The sequence below is a fragment of the Ruegeria sp. AD9 genome (assembly GCF_056542305.1).
Map to the genome: position 1 here is coordinate 80770 of NZ_JBQFZP010000008.1, position 24669 is coordinate 105438.

Annotated in this window: 22 protein-coding genes; 11 read left to right on the plus strand and 11 right to left on the minus strand. The window is 55.1% G+C overall.

The annotated features are described in order from the left end of the window. Nucleotides 1-52: 52 nt before the first annotated feature. Nucleotides 53-1033, minus strand: a complete 981-nt coding sequence (locus ACR0AM_RS13340) for a tripartite tricarboxylate transporter substrate binding protein (RefSeq protein WP_480477304.1) — start codon at nt 1031-1033, stop codon at nt 53-55. 108 nt (nt 1034-1141) lie between these two features. On the opposite strand from ACR0AM_RS13340, the gene ACR0AM_RS13345 reads away from it, so the two are divergent. Genes ACR0AM_RS13345 through ACR0AM_RS13355 form a run of 3 tightly spaced genes read left to right on the plus strand, consistent with a single transcriptional unit; the run spans nt 1142 to nt 4153 of the window. Then, nucleotides 1142-1810, plus strand: coding sequence for a response regulator transcription factor (locus tag ACR0AM_RS13345; RefSeq protein WP_267366073.1), 669 nt, complete (start codon nt 1142-1144; stop codon nt 1808-1810). Beyond that, on the plus strand, nt 1800-3167 hold the full coding sequence (locus tag ACR0AM_RS13350) for a sensor histidine kinase (protein ID WP_480623158.1): 1368 nt from the start codon (nt 1800-1802) through the stop codon (nt 3165-3167). Before ACR0AM_RS13345 ends, ACR0AM_RS13350 begins: the two co-directional genes overlap by 11 nt. Next, a complete protein-coding gene (locus tag ACR0AM_RS13355; RefSeq protein ID WP_480623159.1) occupies nt 3146-4153 on the plus strand; it encodes an ABC transporter substrate-binding protein in 1008 nt (335 codons plus the stop codon). The genes ACR0AM_RS13350 and ACR0AM_RS13355 overlap by 22 nt, the downstream gene beginning before the upstream one ends. Before the next feature lie 8 nt (nt 4154-4161). Here the strand turns inward: ACR0AM_RS13355 and ACR0AM_RS13360 are convergent, their stop codons facing one another. Next, nucleotides 4162-5436: an HlyD family type I secretion periplasmic adaptor subunit gene (locus ACR0AM_RS13360; protein WP_480520546.1), complete on the minus strand. Its 1275-nt coding sequence runs from the start codon at nt 5434-5436 to the stop codon at nt 4162-4164. Between the two features lie 41 nt (nt 5437-5477). Then, entirely contained in the window at nt 5478-7217 is a 1740-nt protein-coding gene (locus ACR0AM_RS13365; RefSeq protein ID WP_480520548.1) for a type I secretion system permease/ATPase, read from the minus strand. Nucleotides 7218-7611: 394 nt separating this feature from the next. On the opposite strand from ACR0AM_RS13365, the gene ACR0AM_RS13370 reads away from it, so the two are divergent. The 7 genes from ACR0AM_RS13370 to ACR0AM_RS13400 all read left to right on the plus strand — a co-directional run bounded on the left by ACR0AM_RS13370 (nt 7612) and on the right by ACR0AM_RS13400 (nt 14988). Continuing rightward, a complete protein-coding gene (locus ACR0AM_RS13370) occupies nt 7612-8388 on the plus strand; it encodes a FadR/GntR family transcriptional regulator (RefSeq protein WP_480477294.1) in 777 nt (258 codons plus the stop codon). Further along, nucleotides 8381-9532 (plus strand): aminotransferase class I/II-fold pyridoxal phosphate-dependent enzyme, encoded by a 1152-nt coding sequence (locus tag ACR0AM_RS13375; protein WP_480606788.1) that lies wholly within the window; start codon nt 8381-8383, stop codon nt 9530-9532. The genes ACR0AM_RS13370 and ACR0AM_RS13375 overlap by 8 nt, the downstream gene beginning before the upstream one ends. A gap of 35 nt (nt 9533-9567) precedes the next feature. Continuing rightward, complete coding sequence (locus ACR0AM_RS13380) at nt 9568-10827, plus strand: ABC transporter substrate-binding protein (RefSeq protein ID WP_480623160.1); 1260 nt, start codon at nt 9568-9570, stop codon at nt 10825-10827. Then, nucleotides 10809-11759, plus strand: coding sequence for a carbohydrate ABC transporter permease (locus ACR0AM_RS13385; RefSeq protein WP_480623161.1), 951 nt, complete (start codon nt 10809-10811; stop codon nt 11757-11759). The genes ACR0AM_RS13380 and ACR0AM_RS13385 overlap by 19 nt, the downstream gene beginning before the upstream one ends. A gap of 10 nt (nt 11760-11769) precedes the next feature. Beyond that, nucleotides 11770-12612: a carbohydrate ABC transporter permease gene (locus tag ACR0AM_RS13390; protein WP_480477286.1), complete on the plus strand. Its 843-nt coding sequence runs from the start codon at nt 11770-11772 to the stop codon at nt 12610-12612. 11 nt (nt 12613-12623) lie between these two features. Then, entirely contained in the window at nt 12624-13691 is a 1068-nt protein-coding gene (locus tag ACR0AM_RS13395; RefSeq protein ID WP_480520558.1) for an ABC transporter ATP-binding protein, read from the plus strand. Nucleotides 13692-13758: 67 nt separating this feature from the next. Then, on the plus strand, nt 13759-14988 hold the full coding sequence (locus ACR0AM_RS13400; RefSeq protein ID WP_480520560.1) for an AGE family epimerase/isomerase: 1230 nt from the start codon (nt 13759-13761) through the stop codon (nt 14986-14988). Nucleotides 14989-15132: 144 nt separating this feature from the next. Here ACR0AM_RS13400 and ACR0AM_RS13405 read toward each other — a convergent pair whose 3' ends face one another. The 3 genes from ACR0AM_RS13405 to ACR0AM_RS13415 all read right to left on the minus strand — a co-directional run bounded on the left by ACR0AM_RS13405 (nt 15133) and on the right by ACR0AM_RS13415 (nt 19471). Continuing rightward, the gene (locus tag ACR0AM_RS13405; RefSeq protein WP_480623162.1) at nt 15133-15783 is read right to left on the minus strand and encodes an aldolase/citrate lyase family protein; all 651 of its coding nucleotides are present in this window, start codon (nt 15781-15783) and stop codon (nt 15133-15135) included. A 100-nt stretch (nt 15784-15883) separates the two neighbouring features. Next, nucleotides 15884-18256: a 1-deoxy-D-xylulose-5-phosphate synthase N-terminal domain-containing protein gene (locus ACR0AM_RS13410; RefSeq protein WP_480623163.1), complete on the minus strand. Its 2373-nt coding sequence runs from the start codon at nt 18254-18256 to the stop codon at nt 15884-15886. 15 nt (nt 18257-18271) lie between these two features. Beyond that, complete coding sequence (locus tag ACR0AM_RS13415) at nt 18272-19471, minus strand: methionine gamma-lyase (RefSeq protein WP_480519964.1); 1200 nt, start codon at nt 19469-19471, stop codon at nt 18272-18274. 116 nt (nt 19472-19587) lie between these two features. On the opposite strand from ACR0AM_RS13415, the gene ACR0AM_RS13420 reads away from it, so the two are divergent. Further along, entirely contained in the window at nt 19588-20040 is a 453-nt protein-coding gene (locus ACR0AM_RS13420; RefSeq protein ID WP_209507088.1) for an Lrp/AsnC family transcriptional regulator, read from the plus strand. Nucleotides 20041-20279: 239 nt separating this feature from the next. Here the strand turns inward: ACR0AM_RS13420 and ACR0AM_RS13425 are convergent, their stop codons facing one another. Genes ACR0AM_RS13425 through phnD form a run of 5 tightly spaced genes read right to left on the minus strand, consistent with a single transcriptional unit; the run spans nt 20280 to nt 24638 of the window. Then, the gene (locus tag ACR0AM_RS13425; RefSeq protein ID WP_480519962.1) at nt 20280-21185 is read right to left on the minus strand and encodes an HAD-IIA family hydrolase; all 906 of its coding nucleotides are present in this window, start codon (nt 21183-21185) and stop codon (nt 20280-20282) included. Next, nucleotides 21182-21997 carry a phosphonate ABC transporter, permease protein PhnE gene (gene phnE / locus ACR0AM_RS13430; protein ID WP_480477272.1) on the minus strand — a complete coding sequence of 272 codons (816 nt, stop codon included), beginning with the start codon at nt 21995-21997 and terminating at the stop codon, nt 21182-21184. The genes ACR0AM_RS13425 and phnE (ACR0AM_RS13430) overlap by 4 nt, the downstream gene beginning before the upstream one ends. Further along, nucleotides 21997-22812: a phosphonate ABC transporter, permease protein PhnE gene (gene phnE, locus ACR0AM_RS13435; protein ID WP_209507091.1), complete on the minus strand. Its 816-nt coding sequence runs from the start codon at nt 22810-22812 to the stop codon at nt 21997-21999. Before phnE (ACR0AM_RS13435) ends, phnE (ACR0AM_RS13430) begins: the two co-directional genes overlap by 1 nt. Then, a complete protein-coding gene (phnC, locus tag ACR0AM_RS13440) occupies nt 22809-23603 on the minus strand; it encodes a phosphonate ABC transporter ATP-binding protein (RefSeq protein ID WP_267366602.1) in 795 nt (264 codons plus the stop codon). The genes phnE (ACR0AM_RS13435) and phnC overlap by 4 nt, the downstream gene beginning before the upstream one ends. Nucleotides 23604-23663: 60 nt before the next feature. After that, entirely contained in the window at nt 23664-24638 is a 975-nt protein-coding gene (gene phnD, locus ACR0AM_RS13445; RefSeq protein WP_480483730.1) for a phosphate/phosphite/phosphonate ABC transporter substrate-binding protein, read from the minus strand. Between the last annotated feature and the right edge of the window lie 31 nt (nt 24639-24669).

Here is a 24669-nt window from a genome sequence, read left to right on the forward strand (position 1 = left end):
TTTTTGGTCGTCAGAGATGGCAGAGCGGGTTACCGCTCTGCCCAAGTTGTATTCAGAGGAAGCCCAGCTTCTTCATCAGATCACCGATCTGTTGTTCCTGCTGCTCAAGAAATGACCGGAAATCATCGCCCGAGTTGTGGATGTTCACCCAACCGTTGCGTGCACGAACCTCTTCCCATTCCGGGGTGTCGTACATCTTGGCAATCGCGGCCTGGTAGGCTGCAAGCTTGTCCTCGGGCAGACCCGGGGCCGCAAAGAAGCCACGCCAGTTCACAAAGGTGGTGTCGATGCCCTGTTCTTTCATGGTCATCGCGTCTGGGGCGGCATCTACGCGATCTGCCGATGTGACGCCGATGATCTTAACTTCACCTGCGTTGGCCAGATCGACGGCCTCCGAAAAACCCGTAGACAGGGCTGCGATCTCACCGGACAGAAGGGCAGCCATGGCTTTGCCACCTGCATCATATGGGATGTATTTCACGCCAAGAGCATCCTTCCCAGCGGCTTCCATCACCATTGCTGCGACCAGGTGGTCCATGCCACCAGGAACTGAGCCACCGCCAATGGCCGTGTTGCCCGGGTCGGCGTCGAATGCAGCAAGTAGATCACTCATAGAGTTGATAGGGCTGTCTTTGCCGACAACAATTGCTGCGTAATCTCCAATCGTGCCCGACACCAACGTCAGGTCGCGGAAGTTGTGAGGGAACACGCCAGTCAACGAACGGATCACGATTGGCGTGGAGTTTACCATCAACGTCCCGTGGTTGCTGTCGGCGTTTTCAATCAGATACCCGATGGCTTTGCCGCCACCACCGCCTGACATGTTTTCATAAGACGCGGTGCCCACAAGACCGGCGTTCGTAAGCGCTTCGCCGGTGCCGCGAGCGGTACCGTCCCAGCCACCACCGGCGCCGCCGGGGATCAGAAAGTGGATGCTGTCCACCAGCTGGTCTTCAGCCAGAACGGGTCCTGCAAGTCCTACTGCAGCTACAGCTGCGATCAGGGCGCGACGGCCCAGTGCGAAAGTTGTCATGATGTCCTCCCATTTGACAACGGGCCGCATGGCGGCTCAGATTGGGAAGAACAAAAACACACCAACCTGACATCAACCTGTCACGCGCGAGAATAGTATTAAAGCCCGATGAAATTTCTGCTTGTCGAAGACAATCTAGACCTCGCAAACGCGATCAGTTCCCGCATGAGGTTGGACGGGCATGTGGTTGATAACGCGTCCACATTAGGCGATGCAACTGCCTTTGTTGAAACTCAGGAATACGATCTGATCCTGCTGGATATCATGCTGCCGGATGGGGACGGTCGCGATTTCCTCAAGCGGCATCGCGCGAGCCATTTGGACACGCCAGTAATCGTTTTGACGGCCCGCAGTCAGGTTTCGGATCGAATCGGCTCGCTTGATCTGGGTGCTGACGACTATGTCACCAAACCGTTTGATCATGCCGAACTTGAAGCGCGCTGCCGCGCTGTTCTGCGCCGCAAGTCTGGGAATACGAAGACAACGATAGAAGTCGGCGGCATCGTATTCGACCCTCTGGCAGGCCATCTGACGGTGGGTGACGAGACCGTGTCGCTGCGTAACCGTGAACTGCGCCTGCTGGAATTGTTCATTAGCGCACCTGGTCAGGTTTTTTCGAAACAAAAACTAACCGACCGGCTGTTTTCTTATGATGATGATGTCTCTGATAACGCGATCGAAGTTTATGTGGGCCGCTTGCGCAAGCATCTGGAACCCTCGGACCTGAAGATCACTACGTTGCGTGGGCTGGGATACAGGTTGGATCATGCCTCCTGATCCCAATGTGTCAGGATCACTGCGGAACAGGCTGGTTCTGACACTGATCGGTGGCGCGGCCATACTTGCGTTCCTGCTGTTTGTCGCAGTACGAAACTATGCTGCGCAGGTCGCGCTACAGGGGCAAGACAACATACTTGGCGCATCAGTGGCCTCTATCCTCGATGCGGCCGCTTTGCGGGAAGGGGTGTTGGAGGTCGATATCCCGTATGCGGCCTTCGCGATGCTAAGCACCCCTGCGGACGACAGAATCTTCTATTCTATCTTTCAGGACGGGTCGTTTCTGTCCGGATACGAGGATTTTCCACCGACCATAGGACCGCATGACGGCAAGTCGCTTTTCAGGTTCAGCCAGATTCGCGGTGAAACCATTCGTCAGGTCAGCGCCAGCCGGACTTTGGTGGGATTGGATAAGCAAACCGAGCTCGTGGTCGCGCTGGGGCAAACGCAAGATGCGTTGGCGGAGACTCTGGACCAGATTTCGCGCAATGCGGCGATTCTGGGAGTAGGGTTCTTTGCCCTTGCCGCCGCTCTTTCCTTTTGGGCGACGTCCTCGACCATCGGGCAGCTGAACAGATTGACAACCTCTGTCACCCGCCGTGGCCCACAGGACTTGAGCCCGTTCAAAAAGCCGGTACCCCGCGAAATGGCCCCATTGGTTGCTTCACTGAACTCATTGATGGGTCGGCTTGATCAGTCACTGAGCCAGTCAGAAGATTTTATCGCCGAAGCGGCTCACCGCGTTCGCACCCCGCTTGCCACTGTCAGGTCATATGCTGATGCCACTTTGCAAAGGGTTGAAAAAGAAGAAAACCGCGAGGCGCTGCGTTCGATGGTGCGCGCCATTGACGAAAGCTCACGTGCAGCTGGTCAGCTGTTGGATCACGCAATGATCACGTTCCGGGCTGATCATCTTGAGCGGGAAGACATAGACCTGAACGCCTTGGTCCGTGACCTTGTGCAGCGCCTAACACCAATTGCCGAGATGAAGGACCTGTCACTGTCGCTTTGTGGCGACCCACAGGTCATGTATTCAGGTGACCCCATCCTCATTCAAAACGCCGTACGCAACATGATTGACAATGCACTGAAATATGCTCCGGCCGACAGTTCTGTTCGCATCGAAGTCACTTCGGAACCACGGGTTCAAATCCGGGTAAAAGATCGTGGCACGGGGTTCCCCATAAACGAAATTGACACTCTCACGCGCCGTTTCGAACGGGGTAAGAACGCAAGTGGCACCATCGGGTCCGGTCTGGGCCTGACCATCGCGCGGGACGTTGCAACAGCGCATGGTGGAACGCTTGACTTGTCCAACAGGCGGGGAGGCGGTGCATGCGTTACATTATCGCTTTAGTCTTCCTTTGGATTCCTGCCGTTACACTGGCGCAAATCTGGGAGGATCGGCAAGTATTCAACGCCGAAGCAGACGAGGCGCATATTCGGGTCATCTCAAGCACGGATACGTTTTTGTTTGAGCCTATGATTTCCGGTTTTATCAAGGAAAACTCTGACATTTCTGTCGAGTACATGGTGACGGGTACTGCCGACATCGATCGAATCGTGCGTGCCGCACCGGAAGATTTCGATATTGTCATTTCCAGCGCTATGGACCTGCAACTGAAACTGGCCAATGACGGATATGGACGCGTGATCGATGACATATCTCTGCCGTCCTGGGCGCAGTGGCATCGCAGTCTTTTCGCCTTCACGTTTGAGCCCGCGACCATCGTGATCAACCGTGCCGCCTTTTCCGGCACGCCTATCCCGGAGACCCGACAGCAACTGATCGAAGCACTTCGAATGCGACCGGACAGTTTTCGAGGCCGGGTGGGAACTTATGACATCCGTCAGTCCGGTCTAGGGTATCTGTTTGCGACGCAGGATGCCCGTGCGTCAGAAACGTTCTGGCGTCTGATGGAAGTCATGGGCGGTTTGGATGTGCGTCTGTACTGCTGTTCGGGCGACATGATTGACGACCTTGTCAAAGGCGAGATCGCCGTCGCCTACAATGTACTTGGCAGCTACGCGGATGCGCGCGCCGGGCACAAGGATACGCTTGAGGTTATACTGCCGTCGGATTTTCAGACGACCATGATGCGCACGGCGATGGTACTTGAAGGTACACCCGTACCTGAATTTGCCGCGTCATTTGTCCGTCACCTTGTATCCAGTCAATCCAGCCGGGCAGGTGGCAGCCATACCCTCCCGCCTTTGGCGCCTTATGACACGGACGAAGAACGTGAAACGATCGGGCTGGATCCAGCGTTGATGACGTTTTTGGACAGATTAAAACGCCGCCGGTTTCTGGCCGAATGGGAAAGCGCGGTAATCCAGAGATAACCCTGCCGTTATTCCCTAAATGCACGATTGAAGTAATCGGCCATCGGCTTGACAAGATAGGACAACGGAGTGCGCTCATCGGTTTTGATCAGTGTCTCAACAGGCATACCCGGCAAAAGCTCCTGACCGTTGAGACGGTCCATTTCACCATCATTCATAATTACCTCGGCGCGGTAGAAAGTGAAGCCGGACTGTTCATCCGTGAAAGTGTCGGCAGACACGTTTTTGACCTGCCCGTCCAATTCAGGTGTTTCGCGCTGATTGAAGGCCGGAAATCGCAGGGCGACAGGTTGGCCCACGTGCAGCTGATCCACATGGATTGCGTCCACACGCGCGGCGACCAGCAATGGCGTATCCTGTGGGACCACATACATCATGGGTTCGCCCGGCTGAATCACCGACTGCAGGGCAAAGACCTGACTGCCGTAAACGGTTCCGTTGACAGGTGCGCGGATGTCCAAACGTGCCATCCGCTCGGACAGGGATAGTCGGCGTTCCGATAGTTCAGCAATTTGGGCCTGTACGTCTCGCAAAGTGGTAATCGCCTCCTCCCGGCGGGTTGCAGTCAGTTCAACGATCTGGATCTCGGTTGATGCGATCTGCCCTTTGAGGCGGGCGACAGCGGCTTCCAGTCGACCTATTTCACCTGTCAGGCTGGCTTCTTCCCGTTGCAGGGCCAGCACGCGACTGGTTTGGGTCAATCCACGTTTCAACAGGCTTTGCTGGTCTTCCAGCTCATCCTCGATCAACTCAACCTGACGGCGCAGGGAAACGAGTTGGGCTTGTGTGCCTTCGATCTCACTTTCGATCTGAACCAACTGCTTTTTCAGTTGTTCGTGCTGCTTGGACATTGTTTCCACCCGCGCGTCGAACAAGTTTTGTTGCCCTACAATCAGGTCGGGATCAATGCTGTATTCCTCCTGTACCTCGTGCAACTGCGCCGACAGCTCTTGCGACGAAAGCCCGTCGCGTTCGGCCTGAAGCCGGGCACGCCGGACCAGAAGTTCGAAAAGCTGCGCTTCCACAATCGTCTGTTCGGACAATAGGAAAGTATCATCCAGTCTCAGCAACATCTCGCCCGAGGCGACCACATCACCATCGCGTACAAAGATTTCGCCAACAACGCCGCCATCAGGGTGTTCGACCACCTGACGGTTGCTTTGTACCTCGATCACGCCTGAGGATACGATCGCACCAGCTAGGCGTGTCTTCACTGCCCAAAGGCCCAGTCCGCCGACCAAAATGGCAAGCGCGGCGAATCCTACCAGGGCGGGGATTCTCATACTCCAGGCCTGCGCCTGCTTCTTGGTCGTGTTTTTTGCCATTATTCACCTACGGGGCTAAGCTTGCGCTTAATCGCGCCCGCATTCTGCACCATTGCGCTGAGAACCTCGTCACGACTACCGAACTTGACCACTTGTCCTTTTTCGACAACGGCCAGATCGTCACATTCCGAAATGGCCTGCGGGCGGTGTGTCATGATGATCGCGGCTTTGCCGGCCGCCTTGAGCCCCCTCACGGCCGCGTTCAAGGCTTCGGTGCCATCCGCGTCCAGTGCCGAGTTTGGTTCGTCCAGAATAAGCAGAACAGGGTCGCCATAGAGGGCGCGGGCCAGAGCGATGCGCTGTTTCTGTCCACCTGACAACTGACTGTCATTGCCTTCAAGGAAGGTGCCATAACCTTTCTCCAAAGACAGGATCAGGTCGTGTGCATTGGCTTTTTTGGCCGCGGCCACCACCGCTTCGGAATCCGGGTTCTCCGACATCCGGGCGATGTTCTCGGCCACCGTTCCGTTAAATAGGGTAACCTGCTGCGGCAAATATCCGATATGGCTGCCCAAATCGTTGGAGTCATATTGATCCAGAGTGGCACCACCCAGCCGAATTTCCCCGGCTGCCGGATTCCAAAGCCCCAGCAACGCCTTGGCCAGTGTCGTCTTTCCCGACCCGCTTTTGCCGATGACACCCAGCGCCTTGCCCGGTTGCAGTTTCAGATTGACGTTCCGCAACGTTGGCGTTGTTGCCCCAGGGGGAATGACAGTCAGCGATTTTGCTTCCAGCTGCGCCTTCGGGATGGGCAAGCGGATCCGCTGCTCTTCGGGTGGGGTCTGATCCAAAAACCGGCTGAGGGAAGTCCAGGCTGTTCGCGCACGTTCGATCATGCCCCATTGGCCAACCGCTTGTTCGACCGGGGCGAGGGCCCGACCCAAAAGGATTGAGCCCGCAATCATCGCGCCCGGTGTCATTTCATTTTGCAGAACCAGCCACGCGCCCAAGGCAAGCATTGCAGATTGAAGAAACAGTCGTAGCGACTTGGTCAGAGATGTAAAACTGCCTGTCCAATCGCTGGCAGAAATGGTTTGGCGTAAGGCATTCGAACGCTGGTCCAACCACCGCTTTGTCACGTCCGCCTGCATACCTTGAGAGCGCACAACCTCTGCCGCTTGTCTCGCATGTTCCGCAAAGGCGTTTGCCCGCGCCGCTGCAGATTGTGCCTCGGCGACTTTCCTGCTGGTCAGCGCCTGATTGAGCAGTGCAATCACGACAAGTAGAACACCGCTTGTCACGGCCAGCCAACCCAGCAGGGGATGAAACAGGAAAATCGCGCCCAGAAAAACAGGCGTCCATGGTATATCCATCACCGCCAGCAGAACGGGGGACGAACATAGGTTTCGAATGGATTCCAGATCACGCAAGGCCGTCGCCGGGGCAGATCGTATTTGCGGCATAAGTGAACGCCGCAGCGTTGCTTCGAAGACGCGCTCATCCAACTGTGACTGGAACCGTGCGCCGAACCGGGCAACGATGCGTCCGCGGGCAAAATCCAGCATCGCCATCAGCGCATAAAGCAACGCCACCAACAAAAACAACGCTGTCAGTGTTTCCACCGCACGCGAGCCCAATACCCGGTCATACACCTGCAACATAAACAATGGGCCTGTCAGCATAAGCAGGTTCACAAAAATGCTGAACAAGAACGCCAAAGCAAGGAACGCGATCCCCTGATTGCGCACATTGCGCAGTTCATGTCGGGGGGCCGCGGATACGCGGTGTTCAGGTTTCAATGTTTTAAATCCATATTATTCGGAGATGCGACCCCGCACTTAAAAAGTTAGATCAGCCTTGCCAAGTTTGCACATCTTTTTTTGGGCAAGAAACCGCGGGTCCTTGGCGTAAAGAAGCACTATTCAGCCGTAGCTGACAAAAAAACCTAACGGCGATTATGGGCACCGTTAGGCGGGCGCTTCAGGATAACGGCAATTCGGGCGGAATACAGCAAGAAAGACGGTCACGCAAAGACCACAACCCGCCAACAAGCCGCAGGCGAGGAAGGCTGTATCGATCCGGCCGCGAAATGACCGAGACCAAATTTTTTCGACTTTATCTGTAGGGATGGCAAGTGTTGTTATATTGTCGGACATTATTGTTTATTTTGTCCTACATTAAATGTAGAAGTGAATGAAACACGAATCGGAGAAGTCGCACGTGGTCAAAAGAACGCCCCTAAAGGAAAAAGCTGAGAGTGTCGGCAACACCTTGAAGGTGCTACCGGCTGGCAGCAGTGGCCGGGACGTTCTGGAAGCTCTCTCTGGAATGATCGAAGCGGAAGGTTTGAAAGTAGGCGATCGCCTGCCGCCAGAGATCGAAATTGCAAATCAGCTTGGAATCGGACGGGCGAAGGTTCGCGAGGCCCTGACAAGTTGGCAGAACATGGGCATCGTTGTGCGGAACAAGAAAGCAGGGACGCGTTTGGCAGCCGAGGTATCTGCCAACACGATCCATCTCCCACTCACGCTGAAGCTCGAAGCCGAAAGCCTTTTGCGGACACACGCCGTGCGCCGGCCACTGGAAATCGAGGCTGCAAGGTTGGCTGCATTGAATTGCTCAGACGCGCAGCGGCTTTTGATTTCGGCCCGCGTTGCCGAGCTCATAGCTGTTCATTCTGCGGGTGAGGATTGGCGACCGGCCGACTACCGGTTTCACGCGGCACTGCATGAAGCGTGCGGAAACCCACTTTTCGGGCAGTTGATACGGCAAATTCAGAAAGCATTTCACGAAGTATATGACACCCCATTCGGCCAACCACACTTGGGTCAAGCCTCAATTCCAATACATGCGCAGCTGGCTGAAGCAGTTGTCGCAGGCCGTGCAGATGAAGCCGCGCGTATTATCGGCGAGATCATGGACATGGTCGAAGCAGAAGTCCTAGAAATCATGGAAAGTCAGAATGTCTGATTACAGAGACCTTGCAACGCGTCTTGCAACTATCTTCCCGGAAGAGGCAGGTTCGGTCACGCCTCCTATTGTTCAAACCTCACTATTCACCTTTGACAATTATCAGAGTTTTGAAGACCGGATGGCCGGAAGATCAGAAACAGCCATCTACACGCGCGTGGAAAACCCGACCGTCGCCGCGTTTGAAACGCTCATGGCTGAAGCCGAACAAGGTCAGGCTGCCGTTGCATTTGCTTCCGGGATGGCGGCCATTTCCTCAACGCTGCTGGCATTTGTCAAACCCGGTGACCGGATTGCCTGCGTCGAACACGTCTATCCGGATTCATTCCGGTTTATGGAGCGCATCCTGCGCCCGTTCGGGGTGCATATCGACTACCATGCGCCGGAGCGTTTCGAGAACGACCCCGATCTGCTTGCCGATGTAACGGTGGCCTATCTGGAGAGCCCCGGATCGATTGTTTTTGAGGCGATGGATCTACGTCGTGTCGCAGAGCATGCCAGACGCCACAATGTGTTGACGATAATCGATAATTCATGGGCAAGCCCGGTGTTCCAACGCCCCCTCGCACTGGGCATCGACATCGTCATCCACTCGGCCTCGAAGTACATTTCGGGGCACTCGGACACGGTTGCGGGCGTGGTGGTTGCCTCCCGGGACCATATCGCCCGCATCCGTGATCTGACACTTCCTTTGCTTGGGGCCAAACTGGCACCTTTTGAGGCCTTCCTGCTGACGCGCGGCCTGCGCACGCTGAACGCACGCATGATGCAGCATCAAGCGACGGCCAACATGTTTGTTGATCGCCTAGCCACTGTTCCGCAGGTCAGGCAGGTCAACTCACCAGGCGCCAACGACGTGCCCGGGCTGACGGGGCGGTCCGGACTTATGTCGGTTGAGTTTGATGACAGTGTCGACATCGCCAAACTTTCTGATGCCTTGAACCTTTTCCGCCTCGGTGTGAGCTGGGGTGGCTTCGAAAGTCTGATCCTGCCTGCGCGCGTCGGGCTTGCTCAGGCTGGTGAACAAAACTCAATGCAGAAATTTGGGGTCTCACCCAATCTAGTGCGCCTGAGTCTGGGGCTCGAGTCGGCAGAAGATCTATGGGCCGATTTTTCTTCGGCGCTCGCCGAAAGCACGGCTTAGAACCGTTCGCTCAATAAAATCAACAGGAGGAAAACATGAAGAAACTACTAACTGGAATGACGGCTGCGGCCGTGCTCATGGGATCGGCATCTTACGCCGAGACCACACTGAAACTGGTCGAGGTTATTACAAGCCCTGAGCGTACAGACGTGCTTCAGGGACTGGTGGATGAATTTGAAGCCAATAATCCCGACGTCACTGTCGAGATTGTATCGCTACCTTGGGGTAACGCGTTCGAAAAGCTGGCAACAATGGTGGCAGGTGGCGACATCCCTGATGTGGTTGAAATGCCCGATACCTGGCAGGCTCTTTATGCTGGGTCCGATCAGCTGGTCAGTCTCAAGGATCATGTCGCCGGATGGGAACACGGGGCTTCGCTGACTGACAAGACAGTCGCTATGGGCAGCCAGGCGGGTGATCTCTATATGATCCCGTACGGATTCTATCTGCGGGCGATGTTCTACAACAAGAAACTGCTGGCCGAAGCGGGTATCGACACTCCCCCGACAACGATGGAGGAGTTCAAGGCAGCCTCGGCCGCAGTGTCCGAGCTTGAGGGCAAGTATGGGTACTGTCTGCGCGGTGGTCCCGGTGGAACAAATGGCTGGATCATGTTCGCCGCAGCCATGAACGGCACCAACGAGTTCTTCACAGAAGACGGTGTCAGCCGCATCAACGAGCCCGGCTCGGTCGAAGGTATCCAGTTCATGATCGACATGTATCAGAACGGATATGCGCCCAAGGACGCCGTCAGTTGGGGCTTTAACGAGATCGTGGCCGGTTTCTATTCCGGTACATGTGCATTCCTCGATCAGGACCCGGACGCACTGATCGCTATTGCCGAGCGGATGCCTGCCGAAGATTTTGCGGTCATTCCGATGCCTGTCGGACCTTCGGGCAAAGCTTTCCCGACCATTGGGTTCGCAGGTTGGTCGATTTTCAGCGCGACAGAACACGAGGACGAAGCCTTTGATCTGGTTGCGGCCTTGTCGACGCCCGAAGCCAATGCCGCGTGGGCAAAGCGTGTTGGTGTCATTCCGATCCACAAAGGTGCCGATCAGGATCCTCATTTCCAGACCGAGCAATTCAAAGGCTGGTTCGAAGAACTGAACGGCGAGCAATATGTGCCAACAACAATGCCAACCAACCTGGAACAGTGGGGCTATTTTGGCAGCACGCTTCTGCTGGAAACCAGTCAGGAAGCCCTGTTGGGGCAGCGCAGCGCGCAGGACGTCGCGGATGAGTGGGCTGAGTTCCTCACCGACGAGCACGCCAAGTGGAAGGCAAAACAGTGATTTCGCGCACTCAGAAAACTGTCAGGCCCGGGGACACCCGGGCACGACGCTCGCTCTACTTGCAATACATGGTCGAGCCGTTTTTCTATTTGTCACCCGCTATTCTTCTGATCGGTGCGGTGATCATGGTTCCGCTAATCATCGGAATCTCATATTCGTTCCAATCCATTGAGCTGTTGAAGCCTTTTGCTTCTGGCTGGATCGGGTTTGAAAACTACGTTGATCTGTGGGGAGACCGCAAGTTCTGGATAGCGATGGAAAACACGCTGTTCTGGACCTTTTGGTCAATAACGTTCCAGTTTCTGCTTGGCCTTGGCCTTGCCATGCTTTTGAATACACAGTTCTATGGAAAGAAACTATTTCAGGCGCTTGTTTTCCTACCCTGGGCTGTCCCGACCTTTCTGTCCGCGCTGACATGGGCGTGGCTATTTAACCCTGTCATCGGCCCGCTACCGCATTGGCTGGCCGCGCTTGGCATTCTGTCAGAGCCCTACAATATCCTTGGCGACCCCAAGCTTGCCATGTGGGGGCCGATCACTGCAAATATCTGGTTTGGCGTACCGTTCTTTGCGATCACGCTGTTGGCGGCTTTGCAATCGATACCCGGTGAGCTTTATGAGGCCGCAGAAGTAGATGGCGCGACCCCATGGCAGACCTTCACCAAGATCACCTTGCCGTTCCTTGCTCCGATGATCGCGATCACCGTGATGCTGCGGACGATCTGGATCGCCAATTTCGCCGACCTGATTTACGTGATGACCGGCGGCGGGCCTGCCAATTCGACCCAAATCCTGTCGACTTACATCTTCACCACAGCTTTTCGAAAATTGGACTTCGGCTACGCGTCAACCATTGCTGTGGCGCTGCTGGTGATCCTTCTGATTTACGCCGTTATCCTGCTCTGGCTTCGCAAGAAGCTGGTCAAGATTTGAGGAGTAGGCCATGTCAGCTGTCAGGAAACCCAACCCCCTGCTGGTTGTGGGCAAATACGCGGCACTTGCGTTCTATCTGATCTTTGCGTTGTTCCCGCTTTACTGGTTGCTCAAGATCGGGTTGACCCCGGACGCACTGATCTTTTCAGAGGGCACCCGGCTGTTTCCAAGCGAAGTGACCTTTTCAAACTTCAAAACAGTCATTTTTCAGACCGATTTTGTGGCCTATTTCCGGAACTCTCTTGTGGTGTCGCTGGGGGCGGCGTTCTTTACGACATTGTTCGCGGCTGGGGCGGGTTATGCCTTTTCCCGCTTTGTTTTCGCGGGCAAACGGATCATCATTGCCTTGATGCTGGTCACCCAGATGTTCCCGCTGCTGATGATCATCGCACCCATCTACAAGATCATCGCGGACCTGGGGCTGCTGAATTCGCTGACAAGCCTGATTGTTGTCTACACCGCGTTCAACATCCCCTTTGCAACATTCCTGATGCAGTCATTCTTTGACGGCATTCCCAAAGATCTTGAAGACGCGGCGATGATGGATGGCTGTACACGGTTTCAGGCGCTGCGCAAAGTGGTGTTCCCGCTGACATTGCCCGGTCTCGGGGCGACGCTTGGATTTGTCTTTACTGCCGCATGGTCCGAGCTGTTGTTTGCGTTGATGCTGATTTCAAAGAACGACGCGATGACATTCCCGGTTGGCTTGTTGACATTTGTTTCCAAATTCTCGGTCGATTGGGGGCAAATGATGGCAGCCGGCGTGCTGGCACTGATCCCAAGTTGCCTCTTCTTCATCTTCATTCAACGCTATCTCGTGCAGGGCCTCACGTCCGGCGCGGTCAAAGGATAGGAGGCCAAATCATGGCACGTATCGAACTTCGTGACGTTGCAAAACGCTATGGATCCGTCGAGGTTCTGCGCAACATCAACCTTGAGATTCAGGATGGTGAGTTCATCGTTCTGGTCGGCCCATCAGGCTGCGGCAAGTCCACTTTGCTGCGTATGGTTGCTGGTCTTGAACCGATATCAAGCGGCGACTTTCTGATCGATGGCGAGCGCATGAATGATGTGAGGCCAAGGGATCGGGACATCGCGATGGTGTTCCAGTCCTACGCTCTCTATCCGCATATGGATGTCGCTCGGAACATGGGCTTCTCAATGGAAATCCGCAAAGCTCCGGTGGCTGAACGCACATCAAAGGTCGCCCAGGCGGCAGAGACGCTGGGGTTGACCAAATTGACGGATCGCTTGCCCAAGGCCCTTTCAGGAGGTCAACGTCAGCGGGTTGCCATGGGGCGGGCCATCATCCGAGACCCACGCGCATTTCTGTTTGACGAGCCATTGTCAAACCTTGATGCGGCTCTGCGTGTCGAGATGCGGCTGGAGATCGCGCGGCTTCATCAAAAACTAGGTGCGACCATGATCTATGTGACCCATGATCAGGTCGAAGCGTTGACGCTGGCAGATCGGATCGTTGTTCTCAACGCAGGGGATATCCAGCAAGTCGGCAGTCCGCTCGAGCTTTATGAAAGGCCGGCCAACAAATTTGTTGCCCAGTTTATCGGCTCACCCACCATGAATGTTGTGCCTGTATTGGGAACCAAAACAGGTGTGAATGTCGGGAATGGGGTTGAAATCAGGATACTCGATCAACCCCTTACCGCTCAGGCGAAAGAACTGGGTGTAAGGCCGGAACATATCGATGTTGTGGACAACGGCACCGGTGATCTGTCGGCCGTGGCGGATGTTGTGGAACATCTGGGGTCGGACACGAACATCTACGTCAATGCCGAAGGGATCGGCCCCATGATGGTGCGCAAGCATGGCAATATCCCGGTGAAATCCGGGGATCGCCTCGGTTTGCGCATTCAAGCACAGAATGCACATCTGTTTGCTTCGGATGGTACAGCGTTGAGACGGGCTTGCTGAGATGGTGGATAATTTGGAAGATTGGGCTTCGCCGCATGCGATAAAACTCCATCCGCGGGATCTTTAGATGAACGATAACCAGTTATTGCTGCCGGGGTCGCAGTCCGAAGCCGGGTTTTGGGTTGAAACGTCAAGACATCGCGATTGGTTGATGAATCAGGCCATGCGGCAACTTACGTTCTTCAGCGCGAGCTGCCGGGATGAGTCCGGGTTCTATACACTTGGTCACGATGGCCGCCCGTTGCCCGGCAAGCCGCAGGAGCTGCACACGACGACCCGGTTGGTTCATTCTTATGCATTAGGACTTCTGTCCGGTTTCCAAGGTGCTGAACGGATCATTGATCACGGCATGACATATCTCGATAGCCATCACCGAGATCGCGACCACGGCGGATATCTCTGGGCGTTGGATGGGGATCAGATCAAGGATGACCGCAAGCTTGCCTATGGGCACGTCTTTGTCCTTCTTGCCTCGGCAAGTGCGAAACTGGCGGGTCACCCGGATGCAGACAAGCTAATGACAGATGTCCAAAGTGTTCTGGAAAAACACTTCTGGGACGAAGAAGCAGGCCTGTTTCGCGATGAATGGAACAGGGATTGGACGCCGTTTTCCACATATCGCGGAATGAATGCAAATATGCACGGCGTTGAGGCAATGCTGGCCGCCTTTGAAGCCACAGGAGACGAAATCTTCCTGTCCCGCGCCGGTCGCATTCTGGACTTCTTCATTGGCAAAATTGCACCCGGTGAAAACTGGCGGCTTCCCGAACACTATTCGTCTGATTGGCAGATCAACCGGGATTATGCGGGTGACCCGATGTTCAGACCTTACGGAACAACGCCGGGGCATTCGTTCGAATTGGGTCGGCTTCAGCTTCAGCATTGGGATTTGTCAGGCCGAACGAACCCCAATGCTCCGTACAGGGCGCGCCGCTTGATTGCGCAGGCTTTGAATGATGCGTGGCTGCCTGGCGGCGGGTTGGCCTATACTCTTGATTTTGATGGTCGCGTTGCCAATGCTTCGCGGTTCTGGTGGCCCATCACCGAAGCCATAGGGGCGGTTGCCGCTCTGATCGCGCTAGACAGAAGGCCAGAAGACGAGGAGTGGTACAGAAAGCTCTGGACCTATGCGAGTGAAACACTTGTGGATCATCGACATGGCGGCTGGTTTCCAGCAGTGGATGGGGCAGGGGCTGTAGTGACATCTATTTTTGACGGCAAGCCGGACATCTACCACTCGTTGCAAGCCTGTCTGTTTCCGCTGTCAGGACGTTTGTCGAGGATGATGCCGCTTTAGGTTTGGAAAATCCTCAGTTGCGGCTTGTCTTACCCGAGTAAGAATCCGGTGCAGGGTCTTGTCGAATACCCGCAGACTACAAATCGTAGCCTGCGGCGGTGTCCGAATGTCAGGAGGTCGCTCGGTTGCCCCTGCATTCCAGTGTTATGCACTCCAATCAACCTTGAACTCTTCGCGAAATGCAAAGCGTTTCAAGTGGTCTTCTATGACTACTTTCCAGGAGTTCAAATCGCCACGTGGGCCGACTGAAGCAACTATGTCCAGCCCCTCGTCCGTCGCTTTCATCGCGACCGCACACCCGTTTTCAAATGAAACTTTCCCTTCAGTTACATCAAATTCTACTTGCCCCTTGTAGGACCAGTGCTTGCATAACTGCTGAAGATACTTGCTGGCCACATCTGTTGGCGCATTTCCTGACGCGCTCTGGTCCGGCAACATTTCCAACGCAGTTTCAGCCGCCCCGCGCATAGCCTTCGCAAAAAGTGTTACGTCGATATTCGTGGCCAGGAACGTAACCCCAAGATCCACGCACTTGCGCTGCATCACAGGGTCCAACGTCAGGATGCCCGCTGCCTTGCCCGCGGCCACGATCCGTTTCAACGCGTCCAAAACCGCTTCGACCACGTCGGTGTGGCCAGCATTGCCGATGTGGCCCATATCCGCGGCTAAATCTGACGGACCGATAAATACGCCGTCGACATCTGTGGTCAGAATGTCATCCAGTGCATCCAGGCCAAGGCGGTTTTCCACCCGAACGGCAATTCTTCTCAGATCCCAAAAGTTTGGCTCGAACAAGGTGCCTTTCGTTCCGGGTTTCGAACCCAAGGGCGCGCCAGCACAAAGGGCCCAATTACCCTGAGGGTTAGGCCCTAGCTGCGACGCCCATTACCGCCGCTCATGTGCGAAGCAAAGCCTTGCCATGGGTCAGTCCGTTCACCTTCTCCAGGATGGAGTCCGCGTCAATGCTATGGTGCCGATAGAGGTCGCCGATTGTCCCTGTCTGGCCAAAATGTTCGACCCCTAATGGGATGGTCTGATGTCCCTGTACGGCACCCAGCCAAGACAATGTCGCGGGGTGTCCGTCAATCACGGTAACCAGCTTGCAGTGGCGCGGCAGACCGGACATCAAAGTTTCGATGTGGGACCGAGCCGTCTGATTGCCGCGCGAACGCGTCCGTTGCGCTGCCGTCCACCCGGCATTTAGCCGATCTGCTGAAGTCACCGCCAGCACTCCGATGTCTTTGCGTCCTTCGCCCATCACGCCAGCGGCTTTGATCGCTTCGGGTGCAACGGCCCCTTGATAAGCGATTACGACCTCGCAATTCGGGCCCGGCCTCCGCAACCAGTATGCACCATCAATGGCACCTTGACGGAACTCATCGTCCACGCGTTTGCCAGGCTGTTCAATCGGGTTTGTCGTCAAGCGCAGATAAACCGAACCGCCTGTTTCGTCACGCAGCCAGGTGCGTTCGTCCGGCTGCCCTTCGCCGTCGCGCTGAAGATAATCAAAGGCCCATTCCATGATCACGGCCAGTTCATCGGCAAAGGCTGGCTCAAAGGCCGCCAGACCGTCCTGACTCATCCCGATCAACGGTGTGCCAATGGATTGATGTGCGCCGCCTTCTGGGGCCAGCGTAATGCCCGAAGGCGTGCCGACCAGCATAAAGCGCGCATCCTGATAACAAGCATAATTGAGCGCATCGAGGCCGCGGCTGACAAAGGGGTCATACACAGTACCGATCGGGACAAGCCGCTTGCCGAACAGGGAATGCGAAAGGCCCGCAGCACCGAGAAGCAACATGAGGTTCATCTCGGCAATACCAAGCTCGATATGTTGCCCTTCAGGAGTAAACTCCCATTTGGCCGTCGAGGGGATACGGTGTTCAATAAAAGCGTCGGCTTGCTCGGATCTGGCAAACAGTTTGCGCCGGTTTACCCAGGGACCAAGGTTTGTTGTCCCTGTGACATCAGGGGATGTCGTCAGGATACGCTCGGCCAATTGACTGTCGCCCTTCGACAAGTCATCCAAAATCTTGCCGAAAGCCATTTGGGTCGAGATTTCGCGGCTTGTGTCGATGTCAATAGATGGAACATCCAGCTTGTCATCGAAGTAGCGTCGCGGACCTTTGGCAAAGAAGGAAACTTTCGACAGAAAGTCTTTCAGCGCTTCCGGGTCCTGCACTGCCGCAAGTGGCTCCCATTCCTCACCGGCAGGCACGCCCATGTGTTCTTGCCACGCGACGAACTGGCTGTTGTTCATCAGCCCACCGTGGTTGTCCTTGTGGCCCGCAATTGGCGTACCCCATCCCTTGATCGTGTAGGCCAAGAAGCAAGTAGGGCGGTCATGTTCGATGGCAGCAAAGGTTTGGGCCATGGTCTCGACACAGTTGCCGCCGAGGTTTTCCATCAATGCAGCAAGTTCGGCATCTGTGCGCCGCTCGATCAGCGCCGTCACATCCCCCTGATCCCCAAGATCGTCCATGAGGCGCTTTCGCCAAACCTCGCCACCCATGAACGTCAGGGCCGAGTATTCCTGGTTCGAGCAGGCATCAATCCAGTCTCGCAGCCGATCGCCGCCAGGTTCTTTGAAGGCCGCACGCTGCAACACGCCGTGCTTCACGCGCACAACATCCCATCCGAAGGCATCAAAGATTTTCTCGATCCGTTCGAACAACCCTTCACGAACGATGCCGTCAAGTGACTGCCGGTTGTAGTCGATAATCCACCACGTGTTGCGCAGGCCGTTTTTCCAGCCTTCCTGCAATGCTTCGTATATGTTGCCTTCATCCAGTTCAGCGTCGCCTACAAGCGCCACCATGCGCCCCATAGGGGCATCTGCCCCCCAGTTTTTGGCCTTGACGTAGTCCTGAATGATCGAAGCAAACGAGGTGATCGCGACACCCAAACCTACCGAACCTGTCGAGAAGTCGACATCATCGATATCCTTTGTCCGGCTGGGATAGCTTTGCACGCCACCAAACCCGCGAAAGTTTTCCATCTTCTCGCGGGTCTGGTTGCCCATGAGGTACTGCATCGCGTGGAAAATCGGTGACGCATGCGGTTTTACCGCAACCCGATCTTCGGGCCGTAAAGCCGAAAAGTAGAGCGCAGTCATGATCGAAACCATCGACGCAGACGACGCTTGATGACCACCGACCTTTATCCCATCAACCTTGGGCCGGATATGGTTGGCATGGTGGATCATCCAATGCGACAGCCACAGCAGACGCTGTTCAACGATTTTCAACTGGTTGGGATCATACGGCATGGTGGTCTCCGGGACTCAGGCGGCACTGCGGGCAGGGTAGGGCAAAGCTTGCTCTAAATCTGCAAGGATATCTTCAACGTCTTCCAACCCGACGGAAAGTCGGATCAGGCCATCGCTGATTCCATGTTCTGCTCGTTCTTCCGCAGTATACGTCGAATGGGTCATGGATGCCGGGTGCTGGATTAGGGTTTCTGCGTCCCCCAAGGACACGGCGCGCTGGATCATGTTCAGGCGGTTCATGAACTTGATGCCACCGGACAGGCCAGACTTGATTTCAAAGGCGATCATGGCCCCCGGCTGCGACATCTGGCGTCGTGCGACATCGTGCTGGGCAAAACTCTCAAGCCCCGGGAAATACACCTCACTGACGGCAGGGTGTGCCTGAAGGTAATCGGCAACAACCTTGGCGGACGCACAGTGGCGATCCAGTCGCAGGTTCAGTGTCTTCAGCCCGCGCAGGATCAGCATTGCGTTGAATGGTGCCATCACTGCGCCTGTCATGTCCTTCATGCCGACAAGCCGGATCTCAGAAATCTGCTCGGCGGTTCCGACCACAAGACCCGCGACCACATCGCCATGCCCGCCCAGATATTTGGTGGCGGAGTGAAGGACGATGTCCGCGCCGTGCTCGATCGGGCGGGTCAGATAGGGGCTGGCATATGTATTGTCGACTACAACCTGCGCACCAACAGAATGCGCGATCTCTGAACTGGCGGCGATATCCACCAAGCGCATGTTTGGATTGGCTGGGGTTTCGAAGTAGACGACACGGGTTTTTTCGGAAACAGCGGCTTTCAGGTTCGCGGTGTCCGTCATGTCAACATGGGTAATAGTGACACCCCATTTTGCCAGACCGTGGCGCATGAAAGCGAATGTGCAGCCATAGAGTGTTTTGTCGACAATGACTTCGTCACCTGGCGACAACAGGGTCCAAAGTACGGCGGTAATTGCGCCCATCCCACTGGAGAGCGCGAGCCCAGCCTCGGCACCTTCCAGCACGGCAATACGCTTTTCAAGAAGGTCACAAGTAGGGTTCGATATCCGGCTATAGATATGACCTGCGCGCTCGCCAGCAAACATTTCACCGCCTGCCTCTGCGGTTTCGAAGGAGAAGGTTGAGGTCAAGTGGAGGGGCGGGGTCAGTGCACCATCATTTTCAAATGGGTTGTAGGCATGATGAATGGCGCGAGTGGCAAATCCGGTTGTGTGGGTCACGGTGGGCTCCTGATCTAAGTCGTTATCACTTTGCGCCTTTACTTTGAGCAATGGGTTGCGAATAATGCCACGTTGAGGACCTACATTGGCATATTATGCTAAAAAATGGAGATAAGATGGACGCCAAGGACAGGCAAATCATTCGAGCGTTACAGCGGGATGGGCGTATGACGAACCAGGATCTTGCTGATGAGGTCAATCTGTCTCCTTCACCGTGTTTGCGGCGGGTCAAAAACCTTGAGGCCAGCGGTGTCATCAAGGGATACAGTGCCGATGTGGACGCTGCTGCATACGGGATGGCTATAACCGTCTTTGTCCGCATCCGGCTTGAGCGGCACAATGAAACAGATGTGCAGAAATTCGAAAAACGCGTTCGGATGATCGATGAAGTTCTAGAATGCCACGTGCTGACCGGCGCAATGGATTACCAGTTGCGGGTATTGGTATCGGACCTCGAAGCATACGAAGACTTTATTCGAAACCGAATTCACCCGATCGGCGGGATAGCTTCGATCGACACCAGCTTTGTTTATGGAACAGTCAAGAAAACAGCGGTGTTTCCAGCCTGAGATGGTTTGAGTTCTCGAAAGTGACCCTTAGCATTGAGTTCTAGATTGTTAGGATGCGGAAGAACCAGTTTCGAGTTTCCGTGACTGTGAGTATTACCTCGGTTAGGTAAAATTCGCCGACTGGATGCGTCTCCGTAAAAGTAACATAATCATCATTACGCGAGCTTCCTGCAAATCAAAGGTGAATTAACCCAACACTGCCCGGACGCTCCACCTACAATTCGCATTACTTCAAAATCTCAAGGTCGGGTCACAACAAAATCCGGCACGATCGCTGCCTGTTTGATCGCTTCCTCGACATCATGCCCGGCGAAGAATCCAAAATCCGAGACAAGTGCCGAAGCCACTCCGGCATGACGCGCGCCCAGAATGTCAGTATGCAAACTGTCACCCACCATCAGAACGCGGGATTTGTTGACAGGCCCAAGTCGCTGAAAAGCAAGATCATAGATATTGCCGAATGGCTTTCCATAAAATTGCGGGGCTACACCTGTCCGGTCGGCCAAACGGTGTGCGAAAAGACCTGGTTCTTTGGAAAAGCCGTACTCGCGCGGGGCAACGATATCCGGGTTGCCCACCAATACCGGGCGGGGGCGGCTTAGCAATGCCGCCTCCAACATCGCCTGCCGGGCTTCGGTCCAGGCGGCTGACCCGATCATCAGAAAACCATCAACAGATTCGTAGGGCTGCGGGTCATCCTCCAGATAGGTTAATTTCAAACCTTCCAAGTCGCGAAGACCGGCGCTGGGTGTCGCCATCAAACCCCAATGCAGCCCACGTTGGCCATTCAGCCCGGACAGCAACGTAGCCCGACTGGTGATCACATCCTGCGGCGCGAAGTCATATCCCAGTCTGGTGTATTTCTCCAACAGCGTGGCGTGGGGAAACCCAGCGGCATTCGACACCACCAAGACACGTTTGCCCGCAGCCTTCAGTGACTTGATCCGTTCGGGCGTTTCGGGGATCGCCGTGTCGCCTATATTAAGAACCCCGAACGCATCCAGAAGAAACACGTCAAACTCATCCTTAATTTCGGAAAGAGTCTCGATACGACGATAGCTCACGTCGTTCGGTTCAATATCTGGAAGGCGGTGCCGGACGGCTTCGTAAGCCTTGAAAGCCTCTTGCGCTGAGAATCCGGTCAAATGATCGCTCCTCGTACTTTTGCCGAAACCCACTCGCTGATCATGACCGCAAAAAGAATTACAATTAGGATCAGGCTCACTTGCGGCCACGCCAGAACGTTAAGCGAGGCCGAAAGCTGCAACCCGATGCCACCGGCGCCAACCAGCCCAAGCACTGTGGACTCGCGAATGTTGATATCCCAACGAAAGACTGCAATTCCGGCAAATGCTGGCAGGATTTGCGGAACGATCCCATACGCCATGACTTGCCACCGCGAAGCACCGGTGGCTGTGATCGCCTCGACCTGACCGTGATCAATCTCTTCAATCGCTTCGTAAAGAAGTTTAGCGCAGAACCCGATTGAACGGATGGCGATTGCTATGACACCTGCGAACACGCCCGGTCCAATTATAGCGATCAATAGCAGCGCCCAGATCAGCGAGTTGATTGAGCGGGTCGAGACAATGACCAACAAGGCAATGGGGCGGATGAACAACGCCGACGGAGTAGTGTTGCGGGCCGCCAAAAAGGCAACAGGTACAGCCAAGCACAGAGCGATGATCGTGCCCAGAGTAGCAATGTTCAGGGTATCCCAGATCGGGCGACCCAACTGGGTGATATAGTCCCATTTGGGCGGCGTTGCTCGGGTCCATATATCGTTGGCGATACGGGGCGCGTCCCAGACAAAAAACCAGGTTGTCGATTCTGAAATGAGCTGCCAACAGTAGACAAAAATCGCTACGCCCAAAAGCCAGCCAAACCAGCGAACCAGGCTTTGGCCCGTCGTCCGCCTGCGCCAGATTTTTGTATCGTCGCGTTCAAGAACAGGCATTACTGAACCCTCGCGCGGATAATCCCCGAAAGGTATTCAAGGGCCATGACGATCCCGATGATAAGGATCAGAATGGCGGCTGCCGTGTCATATTCATATCGATCAAACGCAGTGTTCAGTGTCGCGCCAATGCCGCCTGCCCCCACCAGCCCGAGAATAGCGCTTTCCCGGAAATTGATGTCGATCCGGTACATGGAAAGACCCACAAGCCTAGGCATGATCTGAGGCTGAACCCCGTAGTTGATCCATTGCAGCCATCGTGCACCAGAGGCCTGAATCGCCTCAGCCTGAACTTTGTCCATCGCCTCGATATCTTCGGCCAAAAGCTTGGAAAGAAACCCAATGGTTGCGAAAGACAGCGTCAAAAATCCTGCCAGCGGGCCAAAGCCAAAGATGGCCACAAGCAAAATGGCAACGATAATTTCCTGCAATGCCCGGCTTAACGCGACAATGCCGCGGCACATTATGTAGATTGGCAACGGGGCGATATTACGTGCAGCCCCCAATCCAATCGGGATCGAAATCAGGATACCGACAACCGACGCGGCCACGGTCATCACAATGCTTTCCAGAAGGCCGGCCCAGATATCTGACCACCGTGAAATGAAATCCGGGCTGGTAAAGGCAAGGACGAACGCCCATCCCCTGTCCAGTCCCTCATAGACCCTGCCCCAATCAACATCGATGGTCATGAAAGCCGCAATCAGGTAAGCGAAGAACCCAAGTATCAATGCCCTGCGCAGCAACGTGTTTTTAATAAAGGCCGGTTTGCGCCAACCTTTTCCCAGCATGTCGTCAAGTTCTCGATGGCTCATTCTGCAGCCTCGACATCTTCATCCTCATCCACTTTTTCGATGGTCGCTTCCCAATCTTCCTCACCGTAAATCTCGGTCAGCTTTTCCGGGGTGAGCCCTGTTGGAAGACCATCAAACACGATTTCTCCAAAGCGGAGGCCCACGACACGGGGAACGAACATCTGGGCTAGTGCCACGTCATGGATGTTGATGATGGCTGCCAGCCCGCGCTCCTGACACAGCTCGGTAATCAGCCGCATGATCTGACGACTGGTCTTCGGATCCAGCGACGCGGTCGGTTCATCGACCAGCAACAACTTTGGGTTCTGGATCAGGGCGCGGCAGATACCGACCCTTTGGCGTTGACCACCCGACAACTCGTCCGCGCGTTTGTCAGCCATATGCAACAGCCCCACCCGGTCCAGCAGGCGGAAAGCCTCGTCCACATCCGACTGCGGATACCGCCGTAGAAAACTGCGCCAGAATCCGACATACCCCAACCGACCGGACAATACGTTTTCCATCACTGTGAGGCGTTCGACCAGAGCATATTCCTGAAAGATCATACCCATTTCGCGGCGTGCTTTCCGCAACGCACCCGACCCGAGTTTGGTCAGGTCCATGTCATCCAGAAGAACACCGCCGCTTGTAGGCTCAACCAAACGGTTGATGCAGCGGATCATCGTCGATTTTCCCGCACCCGAGGGCCCGATCAGTGCAAGCACCTGCCCTTTGGGCACCTCAAGATCGATGGCCTTCAGTGCCTGATCTCCGGTCTTGTAGGTTTTCGTCAGCTTTTGAAGACGCAGCATAAAATGCCCCCGATTAGGGTGGATAGCGGGCCTTCTCAGGCCCGCCTGATTAAGCAAGGCTTATTGGCAGGCGTAGGAGACGCCGTTTGCCGCGTCAATTTTCCGAATGACGTCCCAGAATTCCTGGTAAGTCATCTCCAGAAATTGGCCTTCGTTCGACTTGGAAAACTCTGCTTCAAGCGTCGTCCCTTCCCACTCGAAGTTGAAGAAAGCATTGCGGATTTTCTCCTGCAATTCGGGCGTCAGGTTGTAGACAGTGCCAAATCCGGTGGTTGGGAAGGTCTGCGATTTGTAAATCGTAACAACATCTTCCTCCTTGATCACGTCCCGCAAAATCATTCGTGCCTTTACCGAATTTGCAATCGATGCCGCTGGATAGTCCTTGTTCGCCACACCAAGGATCGAGTTGTCGTGCTTTCCCGAATAGACGGGTTCGAAGTCGCGATCGGGCAGAAGATCGAAGTCACTTTTCAGGATCGCCGACGGTGCTTTGAAGCCCGAGTTGGAAGTGGGTGACGTGAAGGCAAGTTGCTTACCTTTGATATCCTCAACCTTTTCGATGCCCGAGCCTGGGTAGGTGATGATCTCCATTTCATAACCGAAATTACCGTCTTTTGAGGCCATAATCGTAAACGGTCGGAACCCGGCACAGTTTACTGCCAGTGGGTTGGACCCGGTGTTGAAGCCCGCAATATGCAGGCGTCCCGACCGCATCGCCTCGATCTGGGCGGCGTTGTTTTGGACCGGAAAAAAGACCACATCCTTGCCTGTCTCAGCCTTCAGATGCTCTAGAAAGTCTGACCATGCGGTTTTGTATACGGCTGGGTCTTCGACCGGTGTATAGGCAAAAATCAGGGTGTCAGGATCAATTAGCTGGGAAGAATCTGTGGGGATATCCGCAATCAAATCCCCATCGACGTCGCAAAACCGCTCGTCCAGATCACCCCTCGGGCAATCTTGCGCCGAAGCTGTCCCGGAAAGCGACATGAGCGCAATTGCCGATGCCCCAACCAATAATCTGATGTCTATCTTCATGTTTTCCTCCCAGTCATGCGCGGTCATTTTG